Here is a 25246-nt window from a genome sequence, read left to right as displayed (position 1 = left end):
CTAATGCGCTGGCGCCATCTTCCTCTGTATGGCGGGCGGCTTGATCGCGGCGGCACGCGCTGGGAGATATTTTGCCACGATGGCGGGATCGATCTGGGCGATGGTGCTGTCAGGCAGGCGGGTCCATGTCTCGTCCCGGCCGAGCAGCGAAATGCCGATATAGCCGCGCAGGGTCAGGTTCTGCCCATCCGGGCTCAAGGTCATCATGGCGCTGTAGATCTTGCCGTCGCGGGGATCGAGCACGTTGCCGTTCTCATATTTCAGACCATTGCGCTTCATGTCACGGACGAAGGAGATACCGAGCCAGGGCGCGTTCTTGCGGTCGTCGGTACACTCCGAACAGATCCGCGGGCCTGTACTGCCCGGCTTGGGGAAAAGTTTCGCCATCACGCCTTCGAAAACGCCGTTGTGATCGACGACCAACACGTAAAGCCGGGGCTCGCCGTTCTCGATCTTCTGCCACAGGCCCGCCGCGGAGGGCTCCGCCGCAGCCGCCCAAGCGGCGGCGGCCCAGAGGGTAAGGCCCGCGATAAGCGACAGCAATCGCCGAAGTCCGAAAGACGAATTCCGCATCGTTGTCACCTCGACCAATCCGTCGAATTCAGTGACTGCCTTCAATTGCTGCAGACTACGGCCATTTTGCGAGCAGGTTGTGGAAAGCTGCGGTCGCGGCCCGGATAGTGGTTGGTCGCGACTCCTGCAGTGCGTTGGCATAATTCGCCTGGGAACCTCGAAGAGAGCTAAAAACCCCGGCTCGGTGTCGGCCAACATCTCCAAGAGAACACCGAGCCGGGACTAGGCGTCATAGGTCGTAATCCGTCGCCCGGTGACACACGAGACCTCAGCTTCGCCTTCCGGGATAAATTCAAGACGCTTGAGGCCCAAAATGACGCATTGGCCGGCGGATCGAAGGCCACGCCGCCAGTCGCGGCGCGGAAAATAGACTCTCGAAATCAGTTCGTGAGCGTTCTCAAGCAGGACGTTTCGGACATTCTTTACGTCTTCTCTCACGGTCTTAGCCGTTCTCCCGATCAATCGGTGCTTGCGCTGCTTCTCGAAAAGCTTGAGCGAGGCCCCTCGCACTCCGTTTTCCAGTGAGCTTATCAATTTGTTCAAGGTGATCGATGCGACGGAGGCCAACGACAGTTGGATAAAGCTGACCAAGTCTTCGGTCTCCTGCGCCGACGTGCAGCGCGACGAATTCCGCAATGGGTCATTCGCGACGTTTTGACCGTGCCCCGGCCACTTCCGGTCTTCCTCTTCCGACGCGTTGACCGTTTCGGACGCGCCGTTGGCCGATCCGGACCTCCTGCGGCAAATTCGGTTGCGGTATCTATGGGGCGATCGAGCAAGCCGACCGGCCACGGCGGCGCTAACGCTGGCTCTCACAGAAAAACTATTTGAAACATAAAACATTGAAGCGTAGCTCGACGAATTGAGGTCCGAAGGTTCTCGAATCACTTGTGTGAGCGCGAGTGAGCGGAAGCATCGGCCCAGGCGCGTTCATTGGCTCGTCCTATGTCACCGCGCGCAATCTTCCCGCGCGCATGTACGCAATCTTTACGGGGCTGAGCAGTGTCTTGGAATGCTCGGTGCCGTTGCGATTGCGGGGCGTCACAATCCGCCGGTCCGCAGGACTGCGACGGTACCAGCCGAGCCACTACCGAGTCCGACGATCAAGTGAAGCCATCGTGGCCAAATGGAGCATAAGCAGACTATGTCTAGCAGTGGTGTTCATAGAACGCTGATATTTGGTCCGTTTGAGCTTTCGAGTAGCAAGAGGGTGCTGCGACGTGACGGTGTCACGCTTTCCATTGGCAGCCGGGCGTTCGATATTTTGGTCTATCTCGCCGAACGTCCAGGCAAGGTCATCGGAAAGAAGGAGCTCATCGATCATGTCTGGTCGGACGTCACCGTGGAGGAGGGCAGCCTCCGGGTTCACGTGGCTGCCATCCGCAAAGCGCTCGAGGATGGCCAATTCGGCAACCGATATATCGCAAACGTTAAAGGAAGAGGCTACTCGTTCATTGAATCGGTCGTTCGTCTCGAAGACAGCACGGAACAAAGGCGATTGGTGGCGATCTTGGCCGCTGACGTGGTCGGCTACTCTGCGTTATTGCAACGCGCCGAGGAAGCCAGCTGCGCCGAGTTCGAGCGGCTCAAGAGAGAATTGATTGCGCCTGGCCTCTCCCGCCACGAAGGGCGACTTATCAAGACTACGGGTGACGGCGCGCTCGCCGAGTTCGCGAGTCCTTTAGCGGCCATGAGATGCGCGGTTGAGATACAGGATCATCTCGCTTCCGGAGGCAGCACCCTGAGGTTACGCTTCGGGCTCAACCTTGGTGACGTTGCCGTCGGGCAGGATGGTGATCTCTACGGCGACGGGATCACCATTGCTATCCGGCTGGAGGGGATTGCCGATCCGGGCGGCATCCTGATTTCCGAGAAGATGTACAGCGAAGTCGAAGGCAAGTTGGACGTTGGCTTCGAGGATCGCGGCGAGCTGCAGCTCAAGAACATCTCCGAGCCGGTCCGTGCGTACGCGGTGCGCGCGGGAGCGCATAGCGCGCCGATCGATAAGTTGGGTGCGGCCCTTTCACTCCCAGACAAGCCTTCCATTGCCGTACTGCCGTTCCAGAACATGAGCAGCGATCCGGAGCAGGAGTTCTTCGCCGACGGCATAGTGGAAGAAATCATCACTGCACTGTCCCGTTTCAAGGAACTATTCGTCATCGCCCGCAACTCGAGTTTCACTTACAAGGGGCACGCGGTCGAAGTGAAGCAGGTCGGACGCGAGCTGGGGGTGCGGTACGTGCTGGAAGGGAGCGTTCGCAGGGCGGCAAACCGAGTCCGTATCACGGGACAGCTCATCGATGCCGCCACTGGTGCACATCTTTGGGCCGACCGTTTTGACGGCGGGCTCGGCGATATCTTCGATCTGCAGGATCAAGTGACCGAGAGGGTGGTCGGCGCGATCGCCCCGGCGGTTGAAATAGCCGAAATAGAACGTGCCAAGTACAAGCCGACGGAGAGCCTCGATGCCTATGCCATCTATTTACGGGGGCTGGCCAAGTTTTATCAGTACGGCAATCGGATTGCCACGACCGAAGCGCTGCGCCTGTTCAACAGCGCGATCGAACTCGATCCGGAGTTTGCGCTAGCCTACAGTCATGCGAGTCACTGCTATGCCCAGGCTAAAACCAATAGCTGGTCTTCAGACACAGCGGACGAGCTTGCTGAAGCGTCGAGGTTAGCTCAGCGGGCGCTTGAACTCGGCAAAGATGACGCATGGGTGCTCTGCGGTAGCGGATGGGCGTTGGCGCTTGTTGTTCGTGACCTCGGCGTTGGCACAAGCCTGGTCGATCGCGCGCTGATGCTCAATTCCAATTTGGCCGAGGCGTGGCGTTGCAGTGGCTGGATGAGAATCTGGCTTGGAGATCCGAAACTGGCCATCGAGCATTTTGCACGTGCCATGCGCCTAAGTCCCCTTGGTCGGTGGCTCGTAGACATTCAAAGCGGGATTGCGCACGCACATTTTTTCCTGGACCGCTATGACGAAGCGGCATCGTGGGCTGCAATGGCATTGCAGAACAATCCGGACTTTCAAGCTGGAGTGCGTATCAGCGCCGCAAGCAATGCAATGGCCGGACGGACCGGGGAAGCACATGAGACGGCGGTCCGACTGCAGCGGCTAAATTCTGCGCTGCGTGTTTCGAATCTCAAACACGTGCTTGGCCCTTATCGACGTGTCGAATACCTGACGAGATACGAGGAAGGATTGCGGAAAGCCGGGCTGCCCGAATGAACATCCCAACCGGCATGCCCCCAACTGCGACATCCGCGCGATCCGTAATTCCGCTAACGCGAGTACAAAAAGCCTCGGCGATGCCGGGGCTTGAGTTGCCGGGGTTTCGAGAAAATCAGTACCTCCCGACGACCGGACCACCCCAGTTGAAGCGGTAGTTGATGCGAGCGGTGATGAGGTCCACATCTTGGTGGATAGAGTCAGTGCGGAATACGCCGCCGACCGGTATGACAGCGGCACCCAAAACACCTGTCGACGTGAAGCTGCGACTATGGTTACCCATGAACAGGTGATCGTACTCGACCGCAACCGACCAATTCGGTGCGAATCCGAATTCGAGTCCCGTTCCGACGGCACCACCCCAGCGTGTTTCACTCGCCGAATCGAACAGCGCGCCTGTGGCGGTCACCGTACCTCGGTATTTGTCGTCGGTCACGGCGGCGCCGCCCTTCACATACCAAAGGACGTTGTTCCAGGCATACCCGACCTGGCCGGTGAACAGGCCGAACGCTTCAATCTTGGAATTGTTAGTCCAGGCGGGAATGAAACCGCTAACATTAGATCCCTTCAAATCCGCCCAGTCGCCCTGCGCTTCGAGACCGAACACCCAACCGGCGCTCTGCCAACGGTAGCCAATCTGACCGCCAACCACTCCGCCGGTCGCATCGTGACAACCTTCACGGAAGGTGGGCACGACAGTTGCGCCGGGGAAGTTCGTAATATCCCAGCACTTGTGGCTCGATCCCCAACCGCCGTTGGCGCCGATATAGAAGCCACTCCAATCGTAGATAGCAACCACCGGGGGTGGCGCCTTGGTGTAGGGACGCGCAGCCAGATCAGCCGCCGACGCGGGGGCGGCTATGCCCAATGCTACTAAGCCAACCGTAGCCAAGAAGAATTTCTTCATCGCATTTCTCCATCTCCGTCGCCTGTGGTGATCTATCTGAAACGATAGATGCACTCGCGACCGCCGATAACCTTGTTGCAGAGACACGCTTCATTCCGTCCACAAGCTATGCGATTGGGTCCTGAGATTGCGTACCTTTAATGCAACAACCCGTTTTTCAAATATGACTGGAAAATGGCACGTCAGCCCTGCTGACCTTCAGCAGACGGCTGCCAATTGAAAGCCGCACTGCGCGCCATGAGATGGCCGACTCATGATGCTGTTTGCTGCGGTTAAGTGAGTCCGGAAGGGAAGTGGCTGGTAGAGGTGCAAACCGGCGCTTTTGACCCAGATGTATGGTCCGGCCGCGCGTTGCAAGAAGATTTCGTCGAATTGGCGGCGGCGGTCTTGCATCAATGTATCCGGCCTCTGATTGGAGCCCATGTGGTGCTCCGGGCCATCATGGATATCAGCGCGCGTGCGTTCTAATTAGCGGACAGGCCTCGATTGGGCCATTTGGGTCACCAGTGTTCGCACGCGCTCGGAAGACCGAACCTCCATCTCGTCTCATCCTCTCGCAGACCTCGGCTGGAAACTGTTGATAGGGTTACGTCATCGCTTGCTCCTCATGTCGCGCAGTTCCTTTGTTCGAGCCAAGGGCCGTTCCTTCGTCCCGGCCCGCAGAACGTCGATCGCGTCGCGCGCAGGGGCGGTCAAGGCCGGCCGTCGCGCCTGGCTTGCGGCGGGCGCCGGCGTCGCCAGGCTGCGCCTTGACCGCGCCGAGCACGGCGCGAGGATCAAGCGGGTCGGACGCCTGCATCGTCGGTCCTCGTCAGCTCGAAGGCGCGTCCTTTGGCCAGCACCGCCCAGGCGATCCGGGCAAGCTTGTTGGCGAGCGCGATCGCCAGCACGTTGTGGTGTAACCGCCTCTTGGCGGCTTCGATCCAGGATTTGAGCCCGTAACGTTCCCAGTCCTTTATCCTGACCAGCACAACCCATGCCGCCTGCACGAACAGAACGCGCAGGTAGCGATTGCCGCGCCTGGAGATTTTGCCGAGGATCGTGCGGTCTCCCGTCGAGATCTGCTTGGGCACCAGTCCGAGCCAGGCGCCGAAGTCGCGGCCTTTGGAGAATACGTCTCCAGTGCCGATCGCGGCCACCATGGCGCTCGAAATGATCGGCCCGATGCCGGGCACCGTCATCAGGCGCGAACATGCCTGATCCTGACGGGCCAGGGCTTCGATCTCGCCGGATAAGCCATCGATGCGCTGGTCCAGCCGGCGCCAGTCGCCTGCCAACTCCTCGATGGCACGCAACATGCGGGGCGACAGGGCATCGGTGCGCGTCGCAAGGATGGTGGGCAGTTCCGTGCGCAGGAAGCCGATCCCCTGGCGCACGGCGATCCCGCGTTCCAGCATGAAGGCGCGAATCTGGTTGATGATGCCGGTGCGTTGCGACACCAGCCGCTCGCGCACCCGATGCAGCGCCTGCAGATCCAGTTGCTCCGCGGTCTTGGTCGCCACGAACTTCATCGTCGGGCGCTGCACGGCTTCGGCAATCGCTTCGGCATCATTGAAGTCGTTCTTCTGTCCCTTGCTATAGGGGCGGACATATTTGGCCGGCATCAACCTGGCATCGTGACCAAGCGATGCGAGTTTGCGGCTCAGGTGATGGGCGCCGACGCAGGCTTCCATGCCGACCAGGCAGGGCGGCATATTGGCGAGCCGCGCTTCCACTTGGCCACGCGACCACTTTTGCCGCAGCACGATGGCGCCGCGCGCATCGTGGCCCACGGCGTGGAATGAGTTCTTGCCGATATCGATGCCGATCACGGCGATCGCGGTATTGGGTATCTGAGACATGGCGTGCTCCTTGTCCTTGGCGCCCCTTGCCAGCTTCGCTTGCTGGCGGGGCAGGAGCACGGCCGGACCATCCCATTAACGGATATTGGGATGACAGTCGTTCCTCAACGAACTTTCCCAAGCCGTGCATCAATATTAAATTTCAGGGCAGCCCTTTCGCAAACGACGGTCGCGGGAACCTATGGCCGGACTACCGGTTGAAGTTCCGGGAAAAACGGGAGGGTTTGGACATGAAGAAAGCAGTATTGGCGTTAGCGACCGCTGCCACCATCGGTGTCACTGCCTTGGCGGCCCCGTCACCAGCTCAGGCTTGGCGGGGTGGTTGGGGTCCCGGTCTCGCGGGCGGACTACTTGCTGGCGCGGTGATCGGTGGCATAGCCTCCAGTGCCTATGCGTATGGCCCTGGTTACGGCTACTATGGCGGACCGGGTTACGGCTATTATGGCGGCTATGCCCCCGCTTATTACGGCGGGTACGCCCCAGCGTACTATAACTACGGCTACGCCCCCGCATATTACGGCGGATACAGGTCGAGTTACTATGCTCCCGCCTACTACGGTCCCCGGTACCGGCGCGTTGTTCGCCGCGCATACTGGTGATCGCGAGGGCGACGCTGAAGTCCCGGACAACGAAAGGTCGGAGAGATGGCTGCGGCCTTTTTTGTGCCGACTTGGAGTTGGTTATGACGAGACAACCGCGTCGAGATTGTTTGCGATCGCGTCACGCTTGTGTTGTGTTGGCGGGTCACGCTTTCGCTAACTCAATTACGGTGACAGCGCGTGGTGCTGCCGCGCTCCACAATAATTTGCGTCGTCGTCGGTGCCGGCAACGTATCGACATCAATCGCAGGCAAGCACAATGTAGCCTAATGTCGCGACCGGAGCGGCGGATTACGCCTTCGGCTCCAATTCGCCCTACGAGCTCTGGTATTGTTGCCAGCTTGGCTCACCCTGGGGCCAGCATCAAGCAACGAAATACAACTTCATCGTCAATCTAAAAACAGCGAAAGGTCTCCGCCTGGAGATCCCCCAACGTTGCTTGCCCGAGCAGACGAGGTAGTCGAATAACACGCTGTGTCGCCTATTGGCAGATAATGTTGCAAAAGTCGAAAATCGAACTCCCCCCTAAAATCTCATGCCCGCGGCCCGGAGAATGTCTGTTTCCCGGGGCAAACCGCTTTTTGGCGGATCGCGTGATCGCACTCACTTCGAATGTCAGCAAGCGAAGGTCCGTCTAGTTATACGTCCAGACCATATCAGGCGCTATCAGCGCATCTCGCGGTCATTATCAAGCCTTGGCATCAGGCCTTGGCATCAGGCCTTGGCCAACATCATGCCGCCAGTGTGTCGCCCGGTGGCGATCTCGTCAGACGAACATTTTTGGTTGTGTCACGCAAACGGAACATGAGTGTCATCGTCGCAGAATAAGAACGAACTCCCGTTCCCGTTACTTTCAAAATCCAACAGGAGAAAGATATGCTGAAAACAGCGCTTGCGCGCAGGTTCTGGCTGCTCGGCGTTTCCATGGCGGCCGTTGCGCTTTCGCAAAGTGTTCACGCGGAGGACGCGAATAATCCCATCAAGACCGCGTCGCCTATCAAGCATGTCATCATTATCGTCGGCGAAAATCGCAGCTTTGACCACCTGTTTGCCACCTACGTGCCGAAGTCGGACGATGAAACGGTGTTGAACCTGCTGTCCGAACACATCGTCAAGGCCGACGGCACGCCTGACGAAAAATTCGACAGGGCGCATCAGTTTCAGATCACGTCGGCGCCGAATGGCGCAAGTTACTTCATCAGCGCAGGATCCGCCAAAAAGTCATTGTATTCAACGCTGCCTGCGCCTGACCTCGGCGGCGTACAAAACCCGCCAGCGGCTGCCATTCTCGGCCTGCCGGGCGGCGATCCAGGTCTCCCCGCGACCGACCAATTCCTGTTCGGAACCGGCGGCACGGGTCTGCCAACCAAGCTAGGCCCGGATACGCGCATCACCAACGTCAACAACCTGCCGCCCGGGCCGTTCCAGTTGACCGGCCCGACCATGCCCTATGACGCCTATACCGCCGACACCATCCACCAGTTCTTCCAGATGTACCAGCAGATGGATTGCGCGATCGACAAGGAGCACGTCACCCGGGGCAATCCGACCGGCTGCCTGCATGATCTGCAATCGTTCGTCACGACCACCTACTCGACCCCGCCCGGTGTCGCGCCACACGATACCGGCCAGACGATGGCATTTTTCAACATGCAGAAGAACGATGTGCCCTATCTGAAATTCCTCGCCGACGAATACACCATGAGCGACAATTATCATCAGCCGGTGATGGGCGGGACCGGGCCTGACAGCGTACCGCTGGGCTTTGCCGATCAGGTCTTTTTTGGCGACGGCCGGGGCAACGCTGCGACGCCGCCTTCCAGTACCTTCTACAATCCCGACCCGCTCTCCAATACGCTCAACCAGTACACGGCGCGGAAGCAGTGGTTCAATTGCTCCGACTCGACGCAGCCAGGGGTGAAGGCAATCCTGGATTACCTCGGCAAGCTACCCTACCCGGTGCAGGCGAAATGCGATCCCGGCCACTATTACAACGCGGTGAACATCAACCCGGCCTGGACGCCGCAAGGCACGCCGAGTCCGGCCGGTGCCATTCCGCCGGTCACCATGACAAGCATCGGCGATCTCTTGAGCGCAAAACACATCCCATGGAAGTATTACGGTGGCAGTTACAATGTTTCCGGGACGGGCACTCCGCTCGACGGAATCTATTGCAACATCTGCAACCCGTTTGAATATCAGGTGAACTATCCGGCGATGCGTGCCGACCATATGCGTGACGTCACCGATCTCTTCCAGGATCTCAAGAACGGCACGTTGCCGGCGGTGTCATACGTCAAGCCCGACGGCGCCATGGACGGCCATCCCGCATCATCGAAGTTCAATCTGTTCGAGGAGTTCACCAAGAACATTATCGGACTTGCCCAAGGCAACAAGGAGCAATGGGAAAGTACGGCGATTTTTGTCACCGTCGATGAGGGAGGCGGATACTATGACTCCGGCTTCATCCAACCGGTCGATTTCTTCGGCACCGGGCCGCGCATTCCGATGATTGCGGTTTCGCCGTTCTCACGGGGCGGTCACATCACCCACGTCTATGGGGAACACTCGTCCTTTGTGAAATTCGTCGAGCGGAATTGGTATCTCGGCAAGCTCAGCGAGCGCAGCCGCGACAACCTGCCCAATCCGCGCGCCGACGATGACAATCCCTATGTTCCCGTCAATATGCCGGCAATCGGAGACCTGTTCGATATGTTCGATTTCGACCGGGATCACGATCGTGATCGGGGCGGCGACCGGCACTCCAGGTAGTCGATCGACGGGAATAAGCCAAACAGGATTGGGGCCGGCACGTTTGCCGGCCCCAAATGTTTGATCGGGACCAAAGCCGACCTCGCCTTGATGCCCGATGACTTCAGCTTTTGCCCTAATTGGGAAGAACGCGGCGACCATTGGATACGTCGGCTTCCGCGCGTAGACCGGACGCGGCTGGCGCCGGCCCGGACTTCCGCGTCTGACCCCATAGCGGGAATTACGGTGACAGCGCTGGACTGCACCCCATAAGTGAGACACGGTCATTTTCTGTGACAGGGCAATTTTGGTCGACCTGTTCCCCTTTTCCATCAACGCGTAATCCGCCACCCCGCCCGCTACGCCGGCACCCGCCCGCCGAAAAACGGCATCAATGCCTGGCTCAGCGTGTGCTGACGCCGGGAGGTGAAAATCATTTCAGCACCGGCCTCGTCGCTTTCGTTACCCGGGGGGCCGAGCAAATCGGAGGCGCGGCGCGCGATCGCGGGCGCGGGGTCGATCCAGTCGACCGGCCATGGCGCGAGTTTTATGAGCCGGTCCAGCAGCAGCGGGTAATGCGTGCAGGCCAGCACGATGGTGTCGGTGCGGGCTCCGCCGTGTTCGACAAAACAGGGCGCGAGTTCGGCCGAGATATCCGCATCGCTTACCGCGTTGCCGCTCAGCGCCGACTCGGCCAGCGAGGCGAGCTCCGCCGAGCCTACCAGCGTCACTTCGCAGCCTAACGCGAAATCGTGGATCAGCTTCCTTGTGTATTCGCGCTTGACGGTGCCCTTGGTGCCGAGCACGGAGACGCGCTTGGTCTTCGAAGACGCGCAGGCCGGCTTGATCGCGGGCACCGTTCCGACGAACGGCACTTTGTATGCGCTGCGCAGGTGCGACATCACCAGCGTGGATGCGGTGTTGCAGGCGATCACCACCAGGTCGGGGGTGTTGGTTTTGATCAATTCGCCGACCAGCGGGACCACGCGAGCGATGATCTGCTCCTCGCTGTGGTGGCCATAGGGGAAGAACGCATCGTCGGCGACGTAGACGTAATGCGCATCGGGGCGGGCACCGACGATTTCACGCAATACCGTGAGACCGCCAAGGCCGGAATCGAACAGGAGAATCGTCGGAGGGACTGACACGCCGCAATCCTAGCCGATCCGCGGTTACCGTTCAGTTGTTTTTGCTGGCCCCGCGGCTTCCCGGGCGGTGTCGCTGCACCGCCCCAATTTTGAATGATTCAAATCGCTTCGCGTGGGCCGGAAAGCTATCAGGGCAAGCCGTTGCAGACGCGGACAAAACCGCGACGCACGCGCGATCCGAAAGCCGGGAGCCCGAACCAAATATGTTACGAAATACGTCATCGAGCTGGGGCACCCTCTCGCGCGCTTTCCACTGGATTCTTGGGTTCGCGATCATCGGCATGCTGGCCTACGGGTGGTGGATGAACCACTTCCCGGCGCGTGCGGACCGCTTCTTCTACCGCTCGATCCACGCCGATCTAGGCTATCTGGTGCTGCTCTTGACGGCGATCCGGCTCGCCTGGCGCGGCGTCAATCCGACGCCGGCTTTGCCTCAGGATACGACGCGTTGGCAACGGATCGCGGCGCGCGTCAGCCATGGCGCGCTGTATGCGGTCACCATCCTGGTGGCGATGCTGGGCTGGGCCCATTCCGGTGCGCGCTCGCCGGATTATTCCGACTGGTTCGGGCTGTTTCACGTCCCGCAGATTACCTCGCCCGACAAGGCCGCGGCGGCGGCTTACGAGGAACGCCACATCTTCTTTGCCTATGCGCTGCTGGCGCTGATCGTGCTGCATCTGGCGGCCGCGCTATGGCATCGCTTCATCAAGCGCGATCGCGTCGCCGCACGGATGGTGGATGGTACGGCCGGCTGACCGAAGCGGTTTAGAATCGCTCCAGAAATACGCGTCTTTTTGCCTCTTCTCGGGATAGCTACCGGCAGCGTAAGGCATCGGTCGAACTCATCAGCCTCAATGAAAGAACCGCCATGTCTCTCTCGCGAACGCTCTCAAGTGCAACTCTGCTCGCCGCCGTCGCTCTCGTATCGGTCGCCGTTACCGGCGCCGCGGACGCAGAGAACGCGGTCGAGATTCAACTGAGCTACAAGGACAGGAAATTCGATCCGGCCGAGATCGGCGCGCCCGCCAACACGCCGATCGCGATCAAGCTGAGAAATCTCGACGCCGGGGCGATGGAATTCGAAAGCAAGACGCTGCATGTCGAGAAGGTGGTCGCCGCCGGCGGCGACGCCACCATCAATGTGCGCGCGCAAAAGCCCGGCCGCTACGAGTTCTTCGACGAATATAACGAGAAGACCGCCCGCGGCGCGCTGGTGGTGAAGTAAGACCCGCCGTGATCGCCGCATTGATCATCGTTTTCCGCGAAGTCTTCGAGGCCGGTCTGATCGTCGGCATCGTGCTGGCGGTGACGCGCCCGGTGCCGCATCGCAATCGCTGGATCGGCGGCGGCGTGCTGGCCGGCGTTCTCTTGGCCTGCGTGGTGGCGGGCTTTGCCGGCGCGTTGTCCAACCTGTTCGCGGGCATGGGGCAGGAACTGTTCAACGCCGCGATCCTTAGCCTCGCCGTGGTGATGCTGACCTGGCACAATGTCTGGATGGCGCGTCACGGCAGCGAACTGGCCGGTGAGTTGCGCTTGGCGGGGCAGGCGGTGGTCGAAGGATCGAAGTCGCTGCTGGCGCTCGCGATCGTGGTCGGCGTCGCGGTGCTGCGCGAGGGCAGCGAGGTCGTGCTGTTCCTGTATGGCGTGCTCGCCGCCGGCAGCGACACTTCGTGGAGCGTCGCGCTCGGCGGTTTTGCCGGGCTCGCGCTCGGCGCCGTCATTTGCATGCTGACCTATTTTGGTCTGGTGCGCATTCCCATGCGGAAGTTGTTCACGACGACGACGGTGCTGATCGCGCTGCTGGCGGCCGGCATGGCGGCGCAGGCGGCGGCCTTCCTGGAAAAGGCCAACTGGCTGACGGCGATGGACCACGTCGTCTGGGATTCAGGCTGGATCCTGTCGGATACCAGCATTCCCGGCCGCGCGCTGCACACCCTGATTGGCTACACCGACCAGCCCACGGAAATGCAGCTCACGGTCTATCTGACGATCCTGGCGGTAACGTTCGTGCTGATGCGGCTCTACGGCGCCCCCGTGAAGCCGGCGCGGTCAGCTGCGCGAGGCTAGAGACACAGCGTACACCTCATCCTGAGGAGCGGCGTCTTCGCCGCGTCTCGAAGGATGGCCGCGAGTCCGTGTGTTGCATCCATCCTTCGAGAAGCTTGCTTCGCAAGCTCCTCAGGATGAGGTCCGTACTATCCGTCATCCTGAGAGGCAGTAAAGCTATCTCGGACCTCATCCTGAGGAGCGGCGTCTTCGTCGCGTCTCGAAGGATGGCCGCGAGTGCGTGTGCTGCGTCCATCCTTCGAGACGCTTGCTTCGCAAGCTCCTCAGGATGAGGTCCGTACTCTCCGTCATCCCGAGCGAACGCAAGTGCGTTCGTCCGGGGATGACGACCTAACGGTCAGCCCGCGCCGAACACGCGCCTGAAGATCGTATCGACGTGCTTGAAGTGATAGCCGAGGTCGAACTGCTCCTCGATCTCGGCGTCGGTCAGATATTTCTTCACGTCGGGGTCTTTTTTCAGCAGCGTCTGGAAATCGCCTTCGCCGCGCCACACCGGCATGGCGTTGCGCTGCACGAATTTATAGGAGTCCTCGCGGCTGGCGCCCTTTTGCGTCAGCGCGATCAGGAGCCGCTGCGAATGCACGAGGCCGCCGAGGCGGTCGAGGTTTTTTTGCATGTTGGCGGGATAGATCAAAAGCTTGTCGATCAGGCCGGCCAGACGATTCAGCGCAAAATCGAGCGTCACGGTGGCGTCAGGGCCGATCATGCGTTCGGCCGAGGAGTGCGAGATGTCGCGCTCGTGCCAGAGCACGACGTTTTCCATCGCCGGCAGCGCATAGGCGCGCACCATGCGGGAAAGCCCGGAAAGGTTTTCCGACAGCACCGGGTTGCGCTTGTGCGGCATCGCGGACGAGCCCTTCTGGCCTTCGGAGAAGAACTCTTCGGCTTCCAGCACTTCGGTGCGCTGCAGATGGCGGATCTCCGTGGCGAGGCGCTCGACGGAAGAAGCGATGACGCCGAGCGTGGCAAAATACATCGCGTGGCGGTCGCGCGGGATCACCTGGGTCGAGATCGGCTCCGGCGTAAGTCCCATCGCCTTGGCGACATGCTCTTCGACGCGCGGATCGATCTGGGCGAAGGTGCCGACGGCGCCCGAAATCGCGCAGGTTGCGACTTCCTTGCGGGCGGCGACGAGGCGCTCGCGGGCGCGGGTGAATTCGGCATAGGCATAGGCGAGCTTGAGCCCGAAGGTCACGGGTTCGGCGTGAATGCCGTGGGAGCGGCCGATGGTCGGCGTCATCTTGTGCTCGAAGGCGCGCTTCTTCAGCGCCGCCAGCACCTTGTCGATGTCGGCGATCAGCAAATCCGCGGCGCGGGTGAGCTGCACATTGAGGCAGGTGTCGAGCACGTCGGAGGAGGTCATGCCCTGGTGGACGAAGCGCGCCTCGGGGCCGACGATTTCGGCCAGATGGGTCAGGAAGGCGATGACGTCGTGCTTGGTCTCGCGCTCGATCTCGTCGATCCGCTCGACGTTAAAGGTCGCATTCCTGGCCTTGGCCCAGATCGTCCTGGCCGCTTCCTTGGGGATGGTGCCGAGTTCCGCCAGCGCGTCGGCCGCATGGGCCTCGATCTCGAACCAGATCTTGAAACGGGTCTGCGGCTCCCAGATCGAGGCCATTTCCGGGCGGGTATAACGGGGGATCATGGTCGACTCTCAGCAATTGTTTTTTACGCCGCGCTTTAACAGAGCCGCCGAGGTGAGACAAACCTTGGTGCCGGGGGCCGGGGGCCGGCGTGCGAGGCGCCCGGGCCGCCCGCCCGCGGGGGTCTCAATCACATATTATTGACTGACATATACTGATATCTGTCAGCGAGATGTGCTATATCCCTTTCTGACGCCGGGGCTGGGCGTCAAATATAGGGCTCGCCGGCCGATACGGCGGGTTTCGGAACTGAAGAGGACTACCCCGATGACGATGGAAATTCTTTATTTAACCGCCCAAATTCAACGCTGGCTCAACCTGCGCGTCGCCCGCCACCTTGAGGCCCAGGCTGCCAAGTTTACTCACTAAACGAAGCGGGACAGCGAGAACCAAACGGAGCGGCCCATGAACGAAGTAATGGTTTTGACGCCGGAACGGATTCTCGAAGTAACCGAGGACGTGTTGCGGCGCTATGGGCTCGCCAAGGCTACTGTGGTCGACGTCGCCCGTGCGCTCGATGTCAGCCACGGCAGCGTCTACCGCCACTTTCCGAGCAAGGCTTCGCTGCGCCAGGCCGTTGCAAAGCGCTGGCTCGACCGCGTCAACGCGCCGCTTCAGAAGATTGCGGAGGAGTCGGGGCCGGCGCCCGCCCGGCTGGAACGCTGGCTGCGCACGATGTTTGCGATCAAGCACAAGAAGGTCAGCGACGACCCCGAGATGTTCAGGACCTACCTGACGCTGGCACAGGAAGCCTGCACGGTGGTGAAGGCGCACAAGGACGGCCTGGTCGACCAGATCGTGCATATTCTGTCCGACGGCGTGGAGCAGGGCGTATTTCAGGCCGCCGATCCCAAAGCTTCGGCGCGCGCGATTTTTGACGCCACCAGTCGTTTCCACCATCCCGCCCATGCGGAGGAATGGAGCGAGGCGGAGCTTGCCGCGCGGATCGATGCCGTGCTGGCGCTGCTGCTCAAAGGCCTGGAAGCGCCGCGCAAGCGCTAATCCACTCTGCCGCGCGATCGTCGCCGCACCGCGTCAAAACCAACCCCACCGCATATGACCTTGTCTCGGACCCGTCGCGGGCCCGAGGTAGCGCGTGTTTGACATCCATCAAATCTGGCACCAGCCTTTCTGGTACCGATAGCGCGGAGGAAGATGTGCGGCTGGCGCTGTTTGCGGATATCCATGCCAACCAGCAGGCTTTTGGCGCCTGCCTCGATGCGGCGCGGGCGCGCGGCGCCGAGCGCATGATCTGCCTGGGCGATATCGTCGGCTACGGCGCCGATCCGGAATCGACGGTCGAGACGGTGATGGATCTGGTCGATCGCGGCGCCATGGCCGTGCGCGGCAACCATGACAGCGCGATCGGTGCCCCCTCCGAGACCATGAATGCCGAAGCGCAAGCCGCGATCGAATGGACCCGCGGCAGGCTCAGCGCGAACCAGCGGCGGTTTCTGGCCGAATTGCCGCTGACCCGGCAGGACGGCGATCGCCTCTACGTTCATTCGGAAGCGAGCCACCCGGCGCGGTGGCGCTATGTCCAGGGCACGCCGGAGGCCGCACGCAGCCTCGAGGCGACGGAAGCCCACATCACCTTCTGCGGACACATCCACAAGCCGGCGCTGTATTCGATGTCGTCAGCCGCCAAGATGACGAGCTTCGTTCCGACCTCCGGCGTCCCCGTGCAATTGCTCGGCGGCAGGCGCTGGCTCGCCGTGATCGGCTCGGTCGGGCAGCCGCGCGACGGCAACCCGGCCGCCGCGTTTGCGATGCTCGATACCACCTCGCATGAGATCACCTATTGCCGCGTGCCCTACGACGTCGAGACCGCGGCCAGCCGGATTCGGGCCAACGGTCTGCCGCACTGGCTGGCCGATCGGCTGCTGGTCGGGAGGTGAGCGATGGCCAAACCTTCGAGGAACAGGCCTTTGATTGCGACCGGCGCCGAGCTGGATGGTTTTACGATCGGGGAGTGCGTCCATCGCGGCGGCATGGCGACGCTGTGGAGCGTGGCCCATCCCGGCATCAACGTGCCGCTGCTGATGAAAATCCCCCGGGTTTCCGAGGGCGAGGATCCGGCCGCCATCGTCAGTTTTGAAATGGAGCAGATGATCCTGCCGCGGCTGGCGGGACCGCACGTCCCCGGCTGTTTCGGCACCGGCGATTTCGGCCGGCAGCCCTACGTCGTCATCGAGCGCATCCCGGGCACCACGCTGTACGACCGGCTCAGCGACCTGCCGATCCCATATGAAGAGGCGAGGGTGATCGGCGGCAAGATCGCGACCGCGCTCGCCGATTTGCATCGGCAGAACGTCATTCATCACGACATCAAGCCGAGCAGCATCATGTTTCGCCCCTCGGGCGAATGCGTGCTGATCGATTTCGGATTGTCGCATCACAATCTTTTGCCCGATCTGCTGCAGGAAGAATTCCGCTTGCCCTACGGTACCGCGCCCTACATGGCGCCGGAGCGCCTGCTTGGCGTACGCAACGATCCGCGCAGCGACCTGTTTTCGCTCGGCGTGCTGCTGTATTTCTTCACCACCGGCGAGCGGCCGTTCGGCGAGGGTGAAACGCTGCGCGGCATGCGCCGGCGGCTGTGGCGCGATCCGCATCCGCCGCGCAAGCTTAAGACCGATTATCCGTCCTGGCTGCAGGAGATCGTGCTGCGGTGTCTCGAGATCGAGCCGGTCTGGCGGCACCCGACGGCATCGCAGCTGGCGTTCGAACTTGCCCATCCCGAGCAGATCAAGCTGACCGCGCGATCGGAGCGCCAAACGCACGATCCGCTCTCAACGGTCTGGCGGCGCCGCTTCAATCGCGGCCTGACCCAACCGAGACCGAAATCCGATCTTGCCGCCCAACTGGCGTCGGGGCCGATCGTGGCCGTCGCGCTCGATACCGCTGAAGGGGCGGGGCTGCTGAACGAATCGCTGCGCAAGGCCGCCGAGCAGATCCTGGCAACCCTGCCATCGGCGCGGCTTGCCTGCCTGAACGTGCTCAAGCTCGGGCGCATCACGCTCGACAAGACGCTCGACGAGCAGGGCAACAACAAGCACATCGACCGGCTTGTCGCGCTCCGGCATTGGGCTTCGCCATTGCAGCTCGACGAAAGCCGGCTCACGGTGCATGTGCTGGAGGCAATCGATCCCGCTTCCGCCATCCTGGAATTTGTCGAGGTCAACCACGTCGATCACGTCGTGATCGGCGCGCGGCAGAATTCGCTGGCGCGCGCGCTGCTCGGCAGCGTCTCGGCCAGGGTGGCGGCGGAGGCCGGTTGTACGGTCACCGTGGTGCGGCCGCCGCGGTTGGCGGCGATGCACGGGCAAGAAGAAACAGAGGCCGGCGCCGTTCGTAACGGCTGAAGAAAAATTCGAGGTCCGGATGCGGGCGCCGCGGAATGCGGCACCTGCGCTTTGACGGCCGCTTTGCAATCACGCCCGCCATGGACTCAAACCAGCCGCACGTGCGTGCGGCGAGAGCTTGCGGCGATCTTGACCGGTCGTGTCACATAGATGCGCCGCGCGACGAACGCCACGTTCAGGCCGAGCCACAAAGCAACGCCGATCCAAACATAGGTCATCGTCATGATGCGCACTCCCGCGAATTCGAGCGCGGTATGTGCAGTGATTTGCTTGAATCCGGGAAGCCCGGATCACTACGGTGCGGCGCACGAATATTGAGCATGTGGCGGCGCAGCATGGGAACTGCTGCAGCGCACCGAAACGATCATTTACGCGGCAATCGCCGGCTAGATTGCTTCGCCGCGCGCGCTGGCCGCAGCATTGCGGATCGCGGAAATATTGGTCTTGTACGCGTCCACGCTGCCGCCCTTGAATACCGCGGAGCCCGCGACGAACGCGTTGGCGCCGGCGGCCGCCAACTGGCCCGACACATCCGGGCCGACGCCGCCGTCGACTTCGATATCGATCGGGCGGCCTGCGGTCATCGCCCTGACATCGCTGATCTTGCCGAGCGCCGAGCGAATAAAGGCCTGACCGCCGAAGCCTGGATTGACCGACATCACCAGCACCAGATCGATCAGATCGATGACATATTCGATCGCGCTTGCCGGCGTGCCCGGATTGAGCGAGACGCCGGCCTTCTTGCCGAGCGCGCGGATCGCCTGCAGCGAACGATGCAGATGCGGACCCGCCTCGGCATGGACCGTGATGTGATCGCAGCCGGCTTTTGCAAACGCCTCGAGATATTGATCGCACGGTGAGATCATCAGATGCGCATCAAAAATCTTCTTTGTGTGCGGGCGCATCGCCTTGATGACATCGGGACCGTAGGAAATGTTCGGGACGAAATGGCCGTCCATCACGTCGAGATGGATCCAGTCGGCGCCGGCGGAATCGACGGCGCGGACTTCCTCGCCCAGTTTGGCAAAGTCCGCCGCCAGGATCGACGGCGCGATGACGAGGGGACGTGACGCAAATTGCTGGGACATGTGCGCTTTTCCGAAGGCCGATTTCGAAGGTGCGGAACGTTTCGCGTAACACGCGCAAAGCCGGGGGGCAATGCGGGCGGGACCGGGTATCGAGGATAGAAAGATTGTCCCATGCGAAGCCATCAGGCCGCATGGGTTCCGCGCACAAATTGGCAGAACCGAGCCCGCGTGAGTTCGAATGGAGCCAGCGCAGCCACGCCCGATTTCCAAAACGAATGATTCGATAAATTGTGCGAATGCCTGCCGTCGGCGCGAGGGGACTCAACGCGGGGCGGAAAAATCTGCCGGAGCGGGCACGAATTGCCTGCCATGCCGGCCGAGGTCAAATGCAAAAAGCGTCGGTTTCATTGGGTTTCTCACCATGGCACGGCGCTTGCTGAGTAGTTGGCGTGAGTTAACGGCCGCGTCGTCCGGCCTTGTCGGAGTTCTGCCATGTTGCCTGCCATTGGCGCCGCGTCGTCGGCCATCGATGCCCTTCAAGGGCTGCTTTCGTCGAAGTCCTCGTCCACGCAATCGACCGGCTTTAGCCAGGGTGCGAGCAGTCCGTTCGATTTTTCCAGCAGCGCCTCGACCCCGACCAGCCAGAGCACGAGCGCGAGCACCGGATCCAGCAGCGGCTTTTCGCAGATATCACCGGAAACGATGAGCGCGCTGCTGGCGGCGCAAAGCCAGTCTTCGACCTCGTCGACGACTTCGACGTCCACCAGCCCCATGGATTCACTGAAGGACCTGTTCTCGAAGATCGACGCCGATGGCGACGGCAAGATCTCAAAATCCGAATTCGAAAACGCGCTCGGCGCCGGCGGCACCAACATCGCGCAGGCTGACGACGTCTTCAACAAGCTGGACAAGAATGGCGATGGCTCGGTCAGCCTCGACGAAATGTCGAACGCGCTGAAGGGCGCTGGCGGCAAGGGCGGGCATCACCATCACCACGTCGCCGCTTCGGACGGATCGAGCGATTCCAGCAGCAGCGGCACCAGCAGCGACGGATCATCGAGCACCGATCCGCTGTTGCAGGCGCTGGAGGGCGCGTCGAGCACCTCCGTCACCAATAGCGACGGTTCCACGACGACCTCGCTGACCTACGCTGACGGTTCAAAGGTGACGATGACGTCGCCCGCGGCAACGACTTCGTCCAGCACCGCGACGTCGTCCTACAATTTCATCGAGCAGATGATCCAGCGCGAGGCCAGCGCGATTGCATCCTCCGCCACCGCATCGCTCTCGGTCAGCGCCTAAGCCGTGGTCATAGCGTTTTCGAGCGAAAGCCTGCCCCGGACTTGATCCGGGGTGGATACCGGCTCGCATAGCAATCAAGTTTACGCAGATTGCGCAGACTTATCTGCGGTTGAAAACGCGTCAAAACAGAATCTGGAGGTTTCGGCGCACTTCCGTTTAGCCGAAGCGATCCTTCCACGCCGGCAGCGCGCCTGGAAAGGGCAGCGCGGTCGCCGAATGGACGCCACGCGCGATCGCGCGGGCGAGCACATTGGCCGCTACCATGCCGAGTTCGGTGAGACCGAACAGCGGATCGATCGGCTTTTCGCCGGTCGCCGCCGCAAACACCACGTCGCCATCGAGCGGCGCATGAACGGGATAGATGGCGCGCGCCATGCCGGTCTGCGCGATCATCGCAAGCCGCTTGGCCTGCGGCTTCGTCAGCAAGGCGTCGGTGACGACGACGGCCAATGTGGTGTTTTCCGCAGAGGTGGCCTCCGGGCCGCCCTTTAGCCGCGCCCTCAACATGTCCGGATCGAATGACGGCGGCAGGCCGCGTCCGCCGAATTCGCCGCCGATTTCGAACGGCGCCGCCCAGAACCACGGCCCGTCGCCGACCGTCACGCTGCCGACGGCATTGACCACCGCGAGTGCGGCGACCTTCACGCCGCCTTCGGTCTGCGCGGAAGCGGAACCGAGGCCGCCCTTGAAATTGGCCGTGGTCGCGCCGAGGCCGGCGCCGGCGCTGCCGAGCGCGAAATTCGCCGCTGCTGCACCAGCTGCGGCGTAACCGAGATCGCGATAGGGCGGGAAGCGTCCCCACGCCTTGTTGCCGCCGTTCAGGAGATCGAAGCAGATCGCGCCCGGAACGATCGGAATGACCGCGCCACGCATGCGCAGGCCGCGCCCCTGTTCGGCGAGCCAGGCCTGCACGCCGCCGGCGGCATCCAGTCCGAGCGCCGAGCCGCCGGAGAGCGCGATGCCGTCGATCGCTTCGACTGTGCTCTGAAGGTCGAGCACGGTTGCCTCGCGGGTGCCGGGCCCGCCGCCGCGGACGTCGATCGATGCCACCGCGGGCTTGTCGAAGATCACGGCGGTAACGCCGGACGCAAGTGCTGCGTCGTCGGCGTGACCGACGCGGACGCCGGATATGTCGGTGAGGAGATTTTTCAAGAAACCGGTCCGTCATGCCCGCATTCGGGCCGTCGATATCTGGTTGTGATCACCGATATATCAGTCGCAAGGATTGCTTCAATTGCCAAGCGCCATTCGGAGCATGCTGGCCAGTTCGGATTTGCGATAGGGCTTGGCAAGCAGCAGTACGCCGGTATCGAGGCGGCCATGATGGACGATGGCGTTCTCGGTATATCCCGACGTGTACAGGACTTTCAGCGAGGGCCGCCGCTGCCGCGCGACGTCGACCAGTTGGCGGCCGTTCATGATACCGGGCATGATGACGTCGGTGAACAGCAGATCGACGGTCGCGGCGGTATCGATGACATTGAGGGCTTCGGCCGCGTTGGCCGCCTCGAACGTGGTATAGCCGAGGCTTTTGATCTGGGTGATGACATATTTGCGCACCAGTGCATCGTCCTCGACGACGAGGACGGTTTCGTTGCCTCCCTCGACGTTCGCCGACATCCGCACCTCTGTGGCGGTCTGGTTCAACCCCGTCGCCCGCGGCAGATACATCTTGATCGAGGTGCCGTGGCCTTCCTCGCTGTAGATCTTGATATGCCCGCCTGACTGTTTGATGAAGCCGAACACCATGCTGAGACCGAGGCCGGTGCCCTTGCCGACCTCCTTGGTGGTGAAGAAGGGTTCGAACACCCGCTCAAGCATTGCTGCGGGAATTCCCGTGCCGCTGTCGCTGACGGCAATCATAACGTAGTGGCCTACCGTCACCTCGCTATGCATGCTCGCATAGGCGTCGTCGAGAAAGACGTTGCGGCTCTCGAGCGTGAGCTTGCCGCCATCGGGCATGGCGTCGCGCGCGTTCAGGGCAAGGTTCAGGATCGCCGTGGTGAGCTGGTTCGGATCGACCAGCGCCGTCCATGCGTCTTCCGCGAGCAGGGGCATGATTACGATATGCTCGCCCAGCGTCGGATGCAGCAGCTTGGCGGCTTCGAGCATCAACCCATTGATGTCGACCTCAACCGGTTGCAGCGGCTGCTTGCGGGCGAAGGCGAGCAGATGCTTGGTCAGGCTGGCGCCCCGTTCGGCGGCCTCGTCGATCAGCTTGGCAATGGCCACGAGCTCGGGCTGGCTGGCGACCGCCTCTTCCAAAATCCCGATGGTGCCGGTGATGACGGTCAGAATGTTGTTGAAATCATGCGCGACGCCGCCGGTCAGCTGGCCGATCGCGTCCATCTTCTGCACCTGGCGGATATGCGCGTCCGCGGCCTGCTTTTCCGTCAGATCGCGGCCGATGAAAAAATGGCGCCTGACCGGCTCCGACCATGTTCCGGTCCAGTTCAGCGCCACGGTCTTGCCGTCCTTGCCGATATAGCGCGTCTCGAAGTTGCGCTTGTTCTGGCCGCGGCGCGCCGCCCGCATCTCGTTGCGGGTATTCTCGAGATCGTCCGGGTGGATGAATTCGACCGCGCTGTGTCCCACCATATCCGCGGGTTCGTAGCCCAGGATGGAAGTAACGCTCGGACTGACCTGAATGAAATTGCCCGCGGTATCCGTCACCAGAATGAGATCATGCGAGGTGTCGAAGATGCGCCGCCGCTCTTCGATCTCCTGATTGAGCGCCTTTTCCGTCCGCTTGCTCTCGGTAATGTCGCGCGCGGATTTGGAGGCGCCGACAATCTCGCCCGACGCCGATCGGATCGGCGAGACGCTCAGCGAAACATCCAGGCTGCGACCGTCCTTGCGCACGCGCGAGGTTTCGTAATGTTCGATCCTTTCGCCGCGGCCGACCCGGTCGAGGATATTGTGGACCTCGGCGCGCCGGTCGGGCGGGACGATGATATCAACAGGTCTGCCGACCGCTTCCTGAGCCGAATATCCAAACAGTTGCTCGGCGGCCCTGTTCCAGCTGGTGATCTTGCCGTCGAGCGCCTTGGTGATGATGGCGTCGTTGGATGATTCTACGACCGCGCTCAACAACCGCTCGCGTTCGGTATGATACTGCCTTTCGGAGGCGGCCTGAAGCCGGAGCGTATCGAGCAGGCGGGACAACTGGGCTTGCAGGGCGACGTTGTCGATCAGCAAGACGGCGAGAATGAAACTCGCGGCGCACAGGCCGTAGAACCGGCCGGAATAAAAGCCGAGATCGAATCTGGCTGCGCTGAAAATTCCAGACAAAGCAATGTCGAACAGCCAGGCGCACATCACGGCCATCAGCCAGATGTCCAGTACGGAATGTTGCCGCCGAAACCACAAGGTCAGCAGCGCCGCCAGGCTGAGCAACAGCTCCGTCGATATGGCGGCGGTCAGGTAGGACGTAAAATGGCCGTCGCTCAACAGCGTCGGCAGAAGGTCGTGTTTGGCGGTGACGATCCAGACTGCGACCGACAACACGCCGCCGACGGCGATGGCGCTCGAAAGCATCGCCCTCCGTGCGGATCCCCGTATTTTGGCGCCGCCATCTTTGTCTTTCAGCAGCGCATAACCGAGGACGACAAGCGGAAATACGCCGTGCCAGATCTGGTATAGCCACGCGGTGGTCTGCGGACCGGCATTGAGAAGCCCGGCCGGGGCAAACACGCCGGGAAAAGTCAGGGCATGGACGATCGCCGCGGCCATGGTGAACAAATATCCGCTCGCCAGCAGCAGCAGAGCGCGCGACCGCAACAGGCTGAATTGCGAAAACAGCAGGATGGCCGTGATCAGATCGTTGATGGCAAGCGCGGACTGATAACTCGCAATGAACGCCGGGATCGGGGTGAGCGGCACAGTGGCGAAAGTCGCGGCAAATGCGAACAGAATCGACGAGACCCCGACGACGGCGAGAGCCATCATGCGGTCGCTGTTGGTGGCGGGCAAGGTCGACAGGAAGATGCTGCGGTCGTCACCAGTCGGCACTCATGATCTCCTGCAGGCTGGCATCGATGCACCAAAGGGTCCAAATCAAGCCCGCACCATGGAGCACCCGCCGGAGCGTGAAATCTAGCCGATATGCGGATATCGACCGGGGGCAATGCTGCCCTGCCTGGGCACAGGCATGATATTGCAGCCAAAATCAGCCGAGCGCCATGCGGAATTGCATGCAGCCGCTGCCTATCCCAGAATCAACTCAAGGTTACATACTATCCAATCGGCATAGCGGCGGAAAGGCTATTGCGGAGTAACGGCGTCTTTACCGACCGAAAGGTCGAATAATGCCGCCTCAGTGCGCCGATATCCGGGGTTTTCACCGTAGGCTGCCGGACGACCGGCTCTGGATGCCATTCATGCCCCGCGTTCTCGTTGTCGATGACCAATCCAATGTGCGCGCGATGATCGCGATCGTGCTGCGTGTGAACCATTTCGAAATTGTCGAGGCCGCCAACGCCGCGGCGGCATTGCAGGCGTTCGCGGATTCCAGTTTCGATCTCGCCATCGTCGATATCGTCCTGCAGGGCACCAACGGGTTCGACCTTATCCGGACCATGCGCGAGCGCGTGCCGGATTTGTTCGTTGTCGCCATATCCGGAATGACCGCGCTCGACTTCCTGGCCGAATCCCCCGAGCTTTCGAATGTCGCGTGTCTGCAAAAGCCGTTTCGCCCGATCGAACTGATGCGTGCCATCGAGGCGGTCCTTGGGTTTCGACCGTCGCATGATCGAGAAACCGAAGTTGCCGGCGGGGCCGCGCTCTGATCG

The 25246-nt window shown here is 61.5% G+C and carries 21 protein-coding genes; 10 read left to right on the top strand and 11 right to left on the bottom strand.

What is annotated here, in order from left to right:
• Both V1289_RS03345 and V1289_RS03340 read right to left on the bottom strand, forming a co-directional pair.
• Window positions 1–573 (bottom strand): DUF2147 domain-containing protein, encoded by a 573-nt coding sequence (locus tag V1289_RS03345; RefSeq protein ID WP_334395623.1) that lies wholly within the window; start codon window positions 571–573, stop codon window positions 1–3.
• 222 nt (window positions 574–795) lie between these two features.
• Window positions 796–1164, bottom strand: a complete 369-nt coding sequence (locus tag V1289_RS03340; protein ID WP_334395622.1) for a hypothetical protein — start codon at window positions 1162–1164, stop codon at window positions 796–798.
• Between the two features lie 553 nt (window positions 1165–1717).
• Here V1289_RS03340 and V1289_RS03335 point away from each other — a divergent pair.
• On the top strand, window positions 1718–3805 hold the full coding sequence (locus tag V1289_RS03335) for a winged helix-turn-helix domain-containing protein (RefSeq protein WP_334395621.1): 2088 nt from the start codon (window positions 1718–1720) through the stop codon (window positions 3803–3805).
• A gap of 115 nt (window positions 3806–3920) precedes the next feature.
• Here V1289_RS03335 and V1289_RS03330 read toward each other — a convergent pair whose 3' ends face one another.
• Window positions 3921–4712: an outer membrane protein gene (locus V1289_RS03330; RefSeq protein ID WP_334395620.1), complete on the bottom strand. Its 792-nt coding sequence runs from the start codon at window positions 4710–4712 to the stop codon at window positions 3921–3923.
• 776 nt (window positions 4713–5488) lie between these two features.
• A complete protein-coding gene (locus tag V1289_RS03325) occupies window positions 5489–6553 on the bottom strand; it encodes an IS110 family transposase (RefSeq protein ID WP_334395619.1) in 1065 nt (354 codons plus the stop codon).
• A 1475-nt stretch (window positions 6554–8028) separates the two neighbouring features.
• Between V1289_RS03325 and V1289_RS03320 the strand changes: the two genes are divergently transcribed.
• Window positions 8029–9924 (top strand): alkaline phosphatase family protein, encoded by a 1896-nt coding sequence (locus tag V1289_RS03320; RefSeq protein WP_334395618.1) that lies wholly within the window; start codon window positions 8029–8031, stop codon window positions 9922–9924.
• A gap of 338 nt (window positions 9925–10262) precedes the next feature.
• Here the strand turns inward: V1289_RS03320 and murI are convergent, their stop codons facing one another.
• The gene (murI, locus tag V1289_RS03315) at window positions 10263–11051 is read right to left on the bottom strand and encodes a glutamate racemase (RefSeq protein WP_334395617.1); all 789 of its coding nucleotides are present in this window, start codon (window positions 11049–11051) and stop codon (window positions 10263–10265) included.
• Between the two features lie 203 nt (window positions 11052–11254).
• Between murI and V1289_RS03310 the strand changes: the two genes are divergently transcribed.
• The 3 genes from V1289_RS03310 (at window position 11255) to V1289_RS03300 (ending at window position 13118) form a co-directional block, all read left to right on the top strand.
• Window positions 11255–11806 carry a cytochrome b gene (locus tag V1289_RS03310; RefSeq protein WP_334395616.1) on the top strand — a complete coding sequence of 184 codons (552 nt, stop codon included), beginning with the start codon at window positions 11255–11257 and terminating at the stop codon, window positions 11804–11806.
• A gap of 113 nt (window positions 11807–11919) precedes the next feature.
• A complete protein-coding gene (locus tag V1289_RS03305) occupies window positions 11920–12276 on the top strand; it encodes a cupredoxin domain-containing protein (RefSeq protein WP_334395615.1) in 357 nt (118 codons plus the stop codon).
• A gap of 8 nt (window positions 12277–12284) precedes the next feature.
• Window positions 12285–13118, top strand: coding sequence for an FTR1 family iron permease (locus tag V1289_RS03300; RefSeq protein WP_334395614.1), 834 nt, complete (start codon window positions 12285–12287; stop codon window positions 13116–13118).
• Between the two features lie 337 nt (window positions 13119–13455).
• Here the strand turns inward: V1289_RS03300 and purB are convergent, their stop codons facing one another.
• Window positions 13456–14763, bottom strand: coding sequence for an adenylosuccinate lyase (purB, locus tag V1289_RS03295; protein ID WP_334395613.1), 1308 nt, complete (start codon window positions 14761–14763; stop codon window positions 13456–13458).
• 403 nt (window positions 14764–15166) lie between these two features.
• Here purB and V1289_RS03290 point away from each other — a divergent pair, with 403 nt between their 5' ends.
• From V1289_RS03290 to V1289_RS03280, 3 genes are all read left to right on the top strand, one after another.
• The gene (locus V1289_RS03290; RefSeq protein ID WP_334395612.1) at window positions 15167–15763 is read left to right on the top strand and encodes a TetR family transcriptional regulator; all 597 of its coding nucleotides are present in this window, start codon (window positions 15167–15169) and stop codon (window positions 15761–15763) included.
• A gap of 155 nt (window positions 15764–15918) precedes the next feature.
• A complete protein-coding gene (locus V1289_RS03285; RefSeq protein ID WP_334407249.1) occupies window positions 15919–16659 on the top strand; it encodes a metallophosphoesterase family protein in 741 nt (246 codons plus the stop codon).
• Between the two features lie 3 nt (window positions 16660–16662).
• Window positions 16663–18126 (top strand): serine/threonine protein kinase, encoded by a 1464-nt coding sequence (locus V1289_RS03280; protein WP_334395611.1) that lies wholly within the window; start codon window positions 16663–16665, stop codon window positions 18124–18126.
• A gap of 86 nt (window positions 18127–18212) precedes the next feature.
• Here V1289_RS03280 and V1289_RS03275 read toward each other — a convergent pair whose 3' ends face one another.
• The 3 genes from V1289_RS03275 to V1289_RS03265 form a co-directional block, all read right to left on the bottom strand.
• Entirely contained in the window at window positions 18213–18350 is a 138-nt protein-coding gene (locus tag V1289_RS03275) for a hypothetical protein (protein ID WP_334395610.1), read from the bottom strand.
• A gap of 162 nt (window positions 18351–18512) precedes the next feature.
• Window positions 18513–19214, bottom strand: coding sequence for a ribulose-phosphate 3-epimerase (gene rpe, locus V1289_RS03270; protein ID WP_334395609.1), 702 nt, complete (start codon window positions 19212–19214; stop codon window positions 18513–18515).
• Window positions 19215–19690: 476 nt separating this feature from the next.
• Window positions 19691–19927 carry a hypothetical protein gene (locus V1289_RS03265; RefSeq protein WP_334395608.1) on the bottom strand — a complete coding sequence of 79 codons (237 nt, stop codon included), beginning with the start codon at window positions 19925–19927 and terminating at the stop codon, window positions 19691–19693.
• Between V1289_RS03265 and V1289_RS03260 the strand changes: the two genes are divergently transcribed.
• The gene (locus V1289_RS03260; RefSeq protein ID WP_334395607.1) at window positions 19926–20456 is read left to right on the top strand and encodes an EF-hand domain-containing protein; all 531 of its coding nucleotides are present in this window, start codon (window positions 19926–19928) and stop codon (window positions 20454–20456) included. The two genes, V1289_RS03265 and V1289_RS03260, sit on opposite strands and share 2 nt — an antisense overlap.
• 156 nt (window positions 20457–20612) lie before the next feature.
• Here the strand turns inward: V1289_RS03260 and V1289_RS03255 are convergent, their stop codons facing one another.
• Both V1289_RS03255 and V1289_RS03250 read right to left on the bottom strand, forming a co-directional pair.
• The gene (locus tag V1289_RS03255) at window positions 20613–21608 is read right to left on the bottom strand and encodes a P1 family peptidase (protein ID WP_334395606.1); all 996 of its coding nucleotides are present in this window, start codon (window positions 21606–21608) and stop codon (window positions 20613–20615) included.
• Between the two features lie 78 nt (window positions 21609–21686).
• Window positions 21687–24404 (bottom strand): PAS domain S-box protein, encoded by a 2718-nt coding sequence (locus V1289_RS03250; RefSeq protein ID WP_334407247.1) that lies wholly within the window; start codon window positions 24402–24404, stop codon window positions 21687–21689.
• A gap of 431 nt (window positions 24405–24835) precedes the next feature.
• On the opposite strand from V1289_RS03250, the gene V1289_RS03245 reads away from it, so the two are divergent.
• Window positions 24836–25243 carry a response regulator gene (locus tag V1289_RS03245; RefSeq protein WP_334395605.1) on the top strand — a complete coding sequence of 136 codons (408 nt, stop codon included), beginning with the start codon at window positions 24836–24838 and terminating at the stop codon, window positions 25241–25243.
• Window positions 25244–25246 lie beyond the last annotated feature (3 nt).

It is taken from the genome of Bradyrhizobium sp. AZCC 2289, from assembly GCF_036924615.1.
In the GTDB taxonomy this organism is placed as follows: Bacteria; Pseudomonadota; Alphaproteobacteria; order Rhizobiales; family Xanthobacteraceae; genus Bradyrhizobium.
Note: the sequence above shows the minus strand (reverse complement) of the source record. Positions and strands in the feature narration are given on the sequence as shown.

Coding starts and splice junctions, on each gene's coding strand:
- V1289_RS03290 (WP_334395612.1), top strand. CDS start 15,167: ATGAACGAAGTAATGGTTTTGACGCCGGAACGGATTCTCGAAGTAACC.
- purB (WP_334395613.1), bottom strand. CDS start 14,763: ATGATCCCCCGTTATACCCGCCCGGAAATGGCCTCGATCTGGGAGCCG.
- V1289_RS03250 (WP_334407247.1), bottom strand. CDS start 24,404: ATGATGGCTCTCGCCGTCGTCGGGGTCTCGTCGATTCTGTTCGCATTT.
- V1289_RS03310 (WP_334395616.1), top strand. CDS start 11,255: ATGTTACGAAATACGTCATCGAGCTGGGGCACCCTCTCGCGCGCTTTC.
- V1289_RS03305 (WP_334395615.1), top strand. CDS start 11,920: ATGTCTCTCTCGCGAACGCTCTCAAGTGCAACTCTGCTCGCCGCCGTC.
- rpe (WP_334395609.1), bottom strand. CDS start 19,214: ATGTCCCAGCAATTTGCGTCACGTCCCCTCGTCATCGCGCCGTCGATC.
- V1289_RS03275 (WP_334395610.1), bottom strand. CDS start 18,350: ATGACGATGACCTATGTTTGGATCGGCGTTGCTTTGTGGCTCGGCCTG.
- V1289_RS03260 (WP_334395607.1), top strand. CDS start 19,926: ATGGATTCACTGAAGGACCTGTTCTCGAAGATCGACGCCGATGGCGAC.
- V1289_RS03265 (WP_334395608.1), bottom strand. CDS start 19,927: ATGGGGCTGGTGGACGTCGAAGTCGTCGACGAGGTCGAAGACTGGCTT.
- V1289_RS03325 (WP_334395619.1), bottom strand. CDS start 6,553: ATGTCTCAGATACCCAATACCGCGATCGCCGTGATCGGCATCGATATC.
- V1289_RS03245 (WP_334395605.1), top strand. CDS start 24,836: ATGCCCCGCGTTCTCGTTGTCGATGACCAATCCAATGTGCGCGCGATG.
- V1289_RS03330 (WP_334395620.1), bottom strand. CDS start 4,712: ATGAAGAAATTCTTCTTGGCTACGGTTGGCTTAGTAGCATTGGGCATA.
- V1289_RS03280 (WP_334395611.1), top strand. CDS start 16,663: ATGGCCAAACCTTCGAGGAACAGGCCTTTGATTGCGACCGGCGCCGAG.
- V1289_RS03345 (WP_334395623.1), bottom strand. CDS start 573: ATGCGGAATTCGTCTTTCGGACTTCGGCGATTGCTGTCGCTTATCGCG.
- V1289_RS03335 (WP_334395621.1), top strand. CDS start 1,718: ATGTCTAGCAGTGGTGTTCATAGAACGCTGATATTTGGTCCGTTTGAG.
- V1289_RS03320 (WP_334395618.1), top strand. CDS start 8,029: ATGCTGAAAACAGCGCTTGCGCGCAGGTTCTGGCTGCTCGGCGTTTCC.